The sequence below is a fragment of the Burkholderia sp. SIMBA_062 genome (assembly GCF_046534765.1).
Taxonomy (GTDB): Bacteria; Pseudomonadota; Gammaproteobacteria; order Burkholderiales; family Burkholderiaceae; genus Burkholderia; species Burkholderia ambifaria.
This window is the reverse complement of record NZ_JAWRYD010000260.1, coordinates 1-273: the sequence shown is the minus strand read 5'-3', so window position 1 is coordinate 273 and position 273 is coordinate 1. Positions and strand designations below refer to the sequence as shown.

General features: G+C 70.0%; 1 protein-coding gene. It reads left to right on the top strand.

The annotated features are described in order from the left end of the window. Positions 1-273: AMP-binding protein (locus tag SB786_RS36275; protein WP_410731584.1), on the top strand; the 273-nt coding region annotated here is incomplete at both ends.

Here is a 273-nt window from a genome sequence, read left to right as displayed (position 1 = left end):
CGCCGCGGGCCTGTCGCAAAGCGTGTGGGACCGCCTGGACCGCATCGCCGAGCAGCACTGTGGCGAGCGTATCCGCATGATGGCTGGCCTGGGCATGACCGAAGCGGCGCCGTCCTGCACCTTCACCACCGGGCCGTTGTCGATGGCCGGTTATGTGGGGCTGCCGGCGCCGGGATGCGAAGTGAAGCTGGTGCCCCAGGCCGGCAAGCTGGAGGCGCGTTTCCGTGGCCCGCACATCATGCCGGGGTACTGGCGTTCGCCGCAGCAAACCGC